The sequence below is a fragment of the Shimazuella alba genome (assembly GCF_009831235.1).
In the GTDB taxonomy this organism is placed as follows: Bacteria; Bacillota; Bacilli; order Thermoactinomycetales; family Thermoactinomycetaceae; genus Shimazuella; species Shimazuella alba.
This window is the reverse complement of record NZ_WUUL01000003.1, coordinates 79327-89115: the sequence shown is the minus strand read 5'-3', so window position 1 is coordinate 89115 and position 9789 is coordinate 79327. Positions and strand designations below refer to the sequence as shown.

General features: G+C 39.8%; 1 protein-coding gene. It reads left to right on the top strand.

From position 1 onward, the window contains the following. Nucleotides 1-2: 2 nt before the first annotated feature. Nucleotides 3-9788 (top strand): non-ribosomal peptide synthetase, encoded by a 9786-nt coding sequence (locus GSM42_RS05490; RefSeq protein WP_160800557.1) that lies wholly within the window; start codon nt 3-5, stop codon nt 9786-9788. Nucleotide 9789: the final 1 nt, after the last annotated feature.

Below are 9789 nucleotides of genomic sequence, written 5' to 3'. Positions count from 1 at the left end.
GGTTGGAAGAAAACGACTTATCTTTAAATTTGGAGGATATGTATACCCTCACACCACTGCAACAGGGAATGTTGCTTCATTCAGATATGGCAAAGAGCGATGGTATGTACATCGCTCAGCTAACTTTTTCGATTAAAGGGGAGTTTAAGCTCCCTGCTTTTCTTCAAGCATGGCAAGAAGTGATAAATAGACATGCTATTTTACGTACTGCTTTTTTATGGGGAGAAAATGTAGAACCTCAACAACTCGTTTTTTCAGGTGTTTCTGTACCTGCTATTGAAGTAGATCTTCGGCATCTTTCAAAAGAATCACAGCTTATTGAGATAAAAGAATCGCAACGAAACGATCGAGAAAAAAATTTTCATTTAGATGAAGCTCCTCTGATGCGCTTTACCTTTTTGCAAACAGCTAATAATGAATTCACCTGTATCTGGAGTTATCATCATGTCTTAATGGATGGTTGGAGTCTGCCAATTGTATTAGGGGAAGTATTTCAATATTATGAGGCATTTTCACAAAGAAAAACTTTACAGCTACCCACTCCAAAGCCATATCGAGATTATATTGCTTGGTTAAAGCAACAAGATCAAACAGAAGCGAAATCGTTTTGGCAAGAACATTTAAAAGGGTTTGATACCCCTCTTTCGTTGCGATTTGATCGAAAAGAAACCAGAGATAGAGGCTATCAATCTGTTACTAGACTTTTATCTGCAGAAGTAACAAGCTTTATCCAAAAGATGGCAAAGCAACATCGGCTAACAATCAGTACCATTTTGCAAGGAGCATGGGGATTGCTTTTAGGCAGGACTCACCATACAACAGATATACTTTTTGGTGCAACTTCATCTGGTCGTCCTACTGAGCTTGTAGGATCTGAGCAGATGGTAGGATTGTTTATCAATACGATTCCTGTACGTGTGACGCTTCCTGCAAAAGAAGATGTTTTGACATGGTTACATAAGCTTCAAGCAAAGCAGGTAGAAGCAAGAGAATATTCTTCCCCATCATTGGTAGATATTCACGGATGGAGTGAAGTTCCAAGAGGAACAAATCTGTTTGAAAGTATTGTAGTGGTGGAAAACTATCCAATCAGTCAAGATTCTACTACTAGTAATGATAATTGGGAGATTACAGATGTCGATGGAAATGAAGAGACACATTATCCCATTACTTTGGTTTGTACCCCTGGAGAAACAACGCAAATAAAATTAATGTATCAAGCGGATCGTTTTGCCAGATCAACAATGGAAGATATTTTAATGCGTTTTGTTTTGGTTTTGGAACATATCATTTACAATCCAAGGCAAAATGTTGATCAACTTACTGTTTTGACTAAACCAGAAGAAAAATTAATTTTGGAAGATTGGAATCAAACGCGTTGGGAAAGAGAGACAAAGCCTATCCATCAAATGATTGAAGACCAGGTAAAACAAACGCCACAACAAATTGCTGTTACATGGGGAAAAGAAGAGCTCACATACCAACAGCTTAATCAGCGAGTAAATCAATTGGCTGACTATCTTATCACCATGGGAATAGAACAAGAAACAACAGTAGGAATTTGCATGCCTCGTTCTGCAGATTTAGTGGTCAGTTTACTTGCTGTTTTAAAAATAGGTTGCGCATATGTTCCACTTGATCCGAAATATCCAAAAGAGCGTATTGCATATATGCTAGAGGATTCAAAGGCGGAAATCGTGATCACAACAGAGATGTTATCGAACCTCGTGTCTTCTTCGTCCACTCAAATTTGCTGTGTGGATACATTAGAATGGCAATTTAGATCGACTAAAAATCCAGATAGAAAAGTGGATGCAAATCAACTTGCATATGTGATCTATACTTCTGGTTCTACAGGAAAACCAAAGGGTGTTATGATTGAGCATCATAGTGTATCCATGCTCATTCAATGGGCAAAAAAAGTTTATGATCCAACTGAGTATCAAGGTGTATTAGCATCTACTTCCATTTGTTTTGATTTATCCGTGTTTGAAATATTCTTTCCTCTAAGTAGTGGGGGAACGGTTGTTGGGGTGGAAAATGCGCTTTATCTTTCTCATGCCTCTAAGCAAGTTCCAGTCACGCTTATCAATACCGTACCATCGGCAGCGAGTGAGTTAATAAGAATGAATGGAATACCTGAAACCGTAAAAACAATCAATCTTGCTGGGGAACCGCTTCCGCGCAGTTTGGTAGATGACTTATACTATTTACCTCATATCGAAAAGGTGTATAACTTATATGGACCTTCTGAGGATACAACGTATTCAACATACGCTTTAATAGAGCGTTTAAGTGGAAAAACACCTCCTATTGGAAAGCCAATTGACAACACATCAGTGTATGTGCTTGATCCCCAGCTTCAACCTGTTCCAGTTGGATTTCCAGGAGAGCTCTACTTAGGTGGGGAAGGTTTAACACGAGGGTATTTAGGAAGACCTGAATTAACAAAAGAACGCTATTTTGATCATCCGTTTGAGAATGGACAACGTATTTATCGCACAGGTGATTTGGTTGCCTATGATTCAGATGGGTCACTCCAGTATCTTGGGCGGGTAGATCATCAAGTAAAATTAAGAGGTTATCGAATTGAATTGGGAGAGATAGAAGCTGCCCTGCATGCTAGTCCAGAGGTAGAAAAAGCCATTGTTGTTGCAAAAGATAATCGGTTAATAGCATACCTAATCACTACAAACAAAGAAATAGACTATGAGTCGTATTTGCAGCAAATTGTTCCTGATTATATGGTTCCTAATCTATTCGTCTATCTGGATGAATTTCCGCTCACTCCAAACGGAAAAGTGGATAGAACGAAGTTACCAGAACCTATTTCTCATCGATCTTCTTCTGAAGATTTTGCAAATCTCTCGCCGGAAGAACAGATAGTTGCTGGAGTCTGGGAACAAGTACTGGAAGTTGAAAATGTCCGAGCAGATGACAATTTCTTTCAATTAGGTGGGCATTCTTTATTAGCGACCCAAGTAAGTTCCAAATTAGCTGAGATCTGGAATCGTGAAATACCGCTATCTTATTTATTTGAATATCCAACACTTCGGGAACTCACTGAGCGATTAACTGCTAGAAAAGATGCCAAAGAACAACTATCTCCAATCCCAATATTAGATCGATCTAATCAATTTGCTCCGGCTTCTTATGGACAGCAACGACTTTGGTTCTTAGATCAGATGTTAGAGGATAAATCTACTTATCATTTGCCTTATGCATTGCGGATCGAAGGGAAATTAGATGTATTAGCATTTCGACGAGCATTGCAAGCAATTGCGATTCGCCATGAGAGTTTACGTACGACCATGACTCAGCGGGATGGAGTTCCAATACAAGTTATTCATCAAGTACCTCCTATTGAGTTCATGCTAACGGATATGCGTCAAGAGACGGAATCATTGGAATTGCTGATCCATCGCGCTTATCATCAACCTTTTTCACTTACATCAGGACCTCTATGGAGGGTAAATATTTACCAAGAAACAGAAACGAATTGGGTATTGGTATTTACTTTTCATCACATAATTGTTGATGGTTGGTCACTTGGTATATTTGGTAACGAGTTATTTCGTTTTTATGAAGCTAACTGCAAAGGGAAAACTGTGGATGTAGAACCCTTGCATTTGCAATATCGTGATTATAGTGCATGGCAACAAAATTATTTAGAAGACAAACAACTAGACGAGCATCTAAAGTATTGGAAAAATCAACTAAGGGATGTCTGTGTATTACAACTCCCAACGGAACGAGCAAGACCCGTAGAACAGACTTTTCGTGGGAAAACAAAAACTTTTACAATATCACCTGAGCTAGCAGATGCGTGGAAGCAACTAAGTCGGGATGAAGGCACTACCTTATTTATGAGTTTGCTCGCTTCCTGGCTGACGTGGTTATCTCGATATGGGGGACAGGAAGATATTGCAGTAGGAAGTCCGATTGCGGGTAGAACAAGGTCGGAATTAGAAGGATTGATAGGTTTCTTTGTCAATACCCTTGTATTTCGTACAGATTTATCCGGTAATCCTACATTTCAAGATCTGCTTAATCGTGTGCGCCAAACATCATTCGATGCATATGCGCATCAATCGGTTCCTTTTGAGAAAATAGTAGATGAACTGGCCCCAGAACGAAATTTGCGGCATACTCCATTGTTTCAAGCGATGTTTGTTCTGCAAAACATTCCTGTACAGTTAGAAGCATCGCAAGATATCCAATTATCACCTTATTCGTTTGTTCAGGAGACAGCAAAGTATGATATGACACTCACGATGATGGATACTCCAAACGGATTAGAAGGTGCTTGGGAATATAATTCCGATTTATTTAGTGAAAGAGCAGTAGATCGGATGATCAAGCAATATCTTCAATTAATCAAAGCTATCATCCAAGATCCTTCTCAACCTATTCGAGATATATCATTGTTAACAAAAGAGGAAGAAGCATTTATTCATCATCAAAATCGATCCGTATCTGACTATCCAAATCGTTCATTAGCGGAAATCTGGGAAGAGCAAGTTCAGTATTCTGCCACAAAAATAGCATTGCAATCCAGAGATAAGATGATGTCATTTGAAGAGGTTAATCTTCTGGCAAATCAGTTGGCTCATTATTTGCAGAAAAAAGGGGTAAAACCAGAAGCGAAGATTGGTGTTTGTCTCGATCGATCTCCTGAGTTAATTATTACAATCTTGGCAATTATAAAAGCAGGTGCAGCTTATGTGCCATTTGATGTTGCTTACCCAAAAGATCGATTTCAATACTTAGTAGAAGATTCTGGTGTTACCTTTGTGATTACTGAGCAAAAATGGATGAGTCGTTTCCAAGATAGACAGATGTACTGCTGTGTCATGGATCAAGAGCTAGTCAAAATAGCACAAGAGCCCACAACCAACTTAAAACCACAAGCATACATGGATTCTCTTGCTTATGTCATGTATACCTCTGGTTCAACTGGTAAACCAAAGGGGGTAGAAGTTACCCATCGAGGGATTGTTCGTCTAGTCAAAAACGCCAATTATGTCTCGCTTTCATCAGATGATGTGTTCTTGCAGTTAGCCCCTGTTGCTTTTGATGCAGCAACTTTTGAGATATGGGGTTCGCTACTAAATGGTGCGAAACTTGTAATTATGCCACCAGAACTACCTTCGCTTTCTCAATTAGGAGATGCAATTCAAAGCAATGGTATAACGATTTTATGGCTAACAGCAGGATTGTTTCGTTTGATGGTGGATCACCAATTGAGCTCATTAAAAGGAGTAAAACAGTTACTTACAGGCGGCGATGTCGTTTCTCCTGTGCATGTTCAAAAAGTATTAGAAATGGGCGGGGTACAAGTCATTAATGGATATGGTCCAACGGAAAATACAACCTTTAGCTGTTGTTATCCGATTCCAACAGATTGGTCTGGTGACGCAATTCCGATTGGTAAACCGATTTCAGGTTCTACCGCATACATTTTGGACGATTTGCTTCAGCAAGTGCCCATTGGAGCAGTTGGAGAATTATTTGTTGGTGGAGATGGCTTGGCAAGGGGTTATGCTGGTCAGCCCATTTTGACGAAAGAACGCTTTCTGGAGCATGAACGATTTGGAAGGCTCTATCGAACAGGGGATCTTGCCCGGTATCTTGACGATGGCAATATTGCTTTTCTCGGAAGAATGGATCATCAAGTTAAAATACGTGGATTTCGTGTGGAACTCGGGGAGATTGAATCTACTATTGCCCAATTTCCAACTGTGAAAGATGTCATCGTGATTGCAAATGAAGACCGATTGTGCGCTTATCTTACCAGCGATTCTGTATTAGATACAAATACAATTCGCGATTATTTAGTTGGTGTATTACCAGACTATATGATTCCATCCGCTTATGTAGTGTTAGAGAAGCTTCCTTTGACAGAAAATGGAAAAATGAATCGTCAAGCATTACCAAACCCCGTTGCTTTTCATGCTACAGATGAACTTCCAGTAGGAAAAATGGAGCAGATTATTGCGAATACTTGGCAAGAAGTTCTTGGAGTTCCAGTCGTGTATCGAAAAGATAACTTTTTCCGTTTAGGTGGGGATTCCATTCTTAGTTTGCAAGTGATTGCCAAGGTCAGTCAATCAGGAGTGAGCATAACTCCGAAACAAATTTTTCAGTATCAGTCGGTAGAAGAACTTGCCAAAGTTGCCATACAAAAAGAGCATATGGAAGCAGAAGAGGGCCTTGTGGCTGGAGAAGTACATTTGACACCGATTCAATCATGGTTTTTTGCCCAAGAATCAACCAATTTCCATCATTTTAACCAAGCAGTAATGATGCAACTAACGCTGCCATTATCCCTGGATCAAGTTGGGCAAGTGTGGGAAAAATTGCATCAGCATCACGATGCATTACGAATAAAATTTCACCATCAAGATGGTACATGGTCCGCCTATAGTGATGCAGAATGTACCGTTTCCATGAAGGTACATGACATTTCTGCATATCACTATGAACAACAAGTACTCGAAATAAATCGTCTAGCTGATTTTTATCAACGAAGCTTACATTTAACTGATGGACCTATTACAAGATTGATTTATTTTGATCTTGGGGAGAAAGAAAAACCACGTCTGCTGCTTATTGCCCATCACTTAGTTGTAGATGGGGTATCATGGAGGATCATTTTGGAGGATTTCGCCACACTGAGTGAACAGCTTTATTTGCATAAACCGATGCAATTACCAGTAAAGACAACATCTTATCAAAGATATACGCAACTGATGAAAGACCAGTGGATGGAAAAGCAGTCTGCAAAAATACCACAACCTCCGATTCCTGTTGATCTTGAAGGAGATAATACGGAAGCATGTTGCCAACTTGTTCATTACACTTTCTCAACAGAGGAGACTGACAAGTTATTGCGATCATCTGCAAAGGTGGAAGACCTTCTCTTAACAGCACTTGTTCGGACGATGGTGAAGTGGACAGGAAAGACAGATATTGCAATTGATTTAGAAGGACATGGTCGGGATGTATGGGAAGATCAAATTGATGTTTCTCGGACAGTTGGATGGTTTACCAAGCTCTATACCGTACCTTTTTCGGTAAAAGAAAATGTGACAGCGTTGGAAGCACTTCGTATGGTGAAAGATCAACGTTACACAGCCTATCAAAAAACACCTTTGGGTCAAAGTCATAGTCATAGTTTCATCAGTTTTAATTATCTTGGTCAATTTCGTCAGTTAGACCAAGAATCAGGAGTGCTAATCTCTGCTCCAGAGCCGATTGGAGAAACAGTCCATCCATCGATGCAAAGATCGTATTTATTAGATGCATTTGGTGTGGTTTCTAGTGGACAGCTTAATTTTTCTTTGCGGTACAGCGAAAATGTACATCAACGAGAGACGATGAAGCAATTGCTGGATCACATTTGCCAAGAAGTCCATATCATGATGGTTAAGTTAGAAGAGACTTCAGAACAGGTGTATACACAAGCTGATTTTCCATTGTCCAAACTATCCTTAGAAGAATTTTCAGTGCTTCCAAGTCGTGGAGTAGGTGATATCTATCCACTAGCCCCTTTACAGAAAGGGATGTATTTTCACTCTCAATTTGGACAGACAAAAGGGGAATACATCACCCAATTAGCGATGACGTTAGAGGGAGAGTGGAATAAAAATAGATGGCTGAATGCGTGGAACATACTGATAGCGCGGCATGAAGTTCTTCGAACCTCTTTTTGGTCAAAAGGATTAAAGGAACCGCATCAAGTAGTTCATGATTCTGTAAAACTGCAAGTAGAATATATCGATTGGAGACATTTACCCCACAAAGAAAAATCTAACTATTTAACTAGTTGGATGGAAAAAGATCGAGAAGAAGCACTAGATTTGTCCTTAGCGCCAGTCATGAGACTTGCTTTTATCCAATTGGAGCCAGAGAAAGTAGTTATGGTATGGACACATCATCATATTTTGTTAGATGGATGGAGTGTTCCGTTGGTCTTACAGGAATTGATCCAATTGTATCACCAACAGCAGTTGCCAATGTCACCTGTTCCCTATAGCCGCTATATCAAGTGGTTATCAGGGCGATCGAAACACGAAGCGAGAAATTTCTGGGAACACCAGCTGAAAGGAATTACATCGCCGACTTTGTTGAGGAAAAGAGTTGGAAAACAATCTGCACAAAGTATAAAAAAATATGTTTCCAAAAAAACAACAGATGAAGTGAAGCGATTTGCAAAAGCCAATCAGCTAACCTTAAGCACCGTCATGCAAGGAGCTTGGGCTCTGCTATTACAACGAATTAGTAAGCAGAATGATTTATTGTATGGAATAACGACCTCAGGCAGACCGACAGAGATAGAAGGAATAGAAAAAATGGTCGGTTTGTTCATTCAGTCCTTGCCAACTCGAGTGATTGTAGACAAAGATCTGAGATTAGTAGATTGGTTGCAAACTCTTCAATTACAGCAGATAGAACAACGAAAGTATGAGTATCTATCATTAGTAGATATCCAGGGTTGGAGTGATATTCCAAGAGGAATGCCGCTGTTTGAGACGCTTTTTGTGTTTGAAAATTATCCGACTCCAAAAACAGATGCTACTTCTTCAAATGGGATGAGTATAACAGATTTAAAGGTGCAGGATCAGAGTAATATACCACTTGTGTTCGTTTCCGGTCCAGGAGAACAGCTTCTCCTGCAGTTTCAGTTTTTGTCCCCCGCTTTTATCAAAGACGAAGTAGACAGTTATTTAGATCAACTTCTAATTCTATTGGATCAACTGATAAGCGATTCGACACAAAAGGTAGGCCGACTTTGTTCATTGGAGCATGCGGATCATGAAGATGAAATAAAGATACATAAGTACCGCTATGTATCAACAAATGAAAAGCTGATTGAACCAATGAAGCAAATTTGGGAAGAAGTTTTGGCAAAACAGTTCATCGACATTCATAAAAACTTTTTTGAATTAGGTGGTCATTCCTTTGATGCGCTAGCAATCATGTCTCGAGTTGAACAAGATTTAGGATACAAATTACCACTGGCAAAGTTATTTCAGTTTCCGACTATTGCTGAACTTTGCTATCAACTGGAGCACAATCAACCCATTCAGTCCATTGTTTTACTACAGCAAGGCAACGAGGCGGAAACACCATTATTCTTCATTCATGGGCAGGGTGGAGGAGTTCTTGGTTATTATGAACTAGTGAAACAGCTAGATGCTGAGCAAACCATTTATGGGATTCAAGCAAAGGGATATGAAAGAGAAGCGGATTTTATTGGATCAATGGATGAGATGGCTGATTATTACGTTTCTCTTATTCAGCAGCTACAGCCAGTTGGACCATATCGTTTAGCTGGCTGGTCGATGGGTGGAGTCTTGGCACATTTGATGACAGCTAAATTAGAGAAGTTGGGAGAACAAGTAGAACTTTTAGCATTGATAGATTCTACTTGGCTAGAACAAGAAGAAGGAAAGTTATTGGAAGAGCAGCTGAAAACAGGTGAATTTGAACCTTCTCTAGATAAATCCAAGGATCGGTTATGGTTGGAAAACGGGTTTGCTTTTGCTCGCTATCAATTAGGTAAGGTGGTAAGTGCTCCGATCCATCTATTCGTAGCAGAAGATCGAAGCCAAACCATTGGTTCCACAAACTGGACGTCTTGGACTGCCTCCACTGTTTATGCCACTATTGTCGATGGAAATCATTTGACCATGCTACAACCAGCCAATATAGATAAGTTGGCAAAAAGTCTCCAAATTGCACTAGATTCAGCAGTGATAAGGCTGACTCACAAGGGGGATTAAC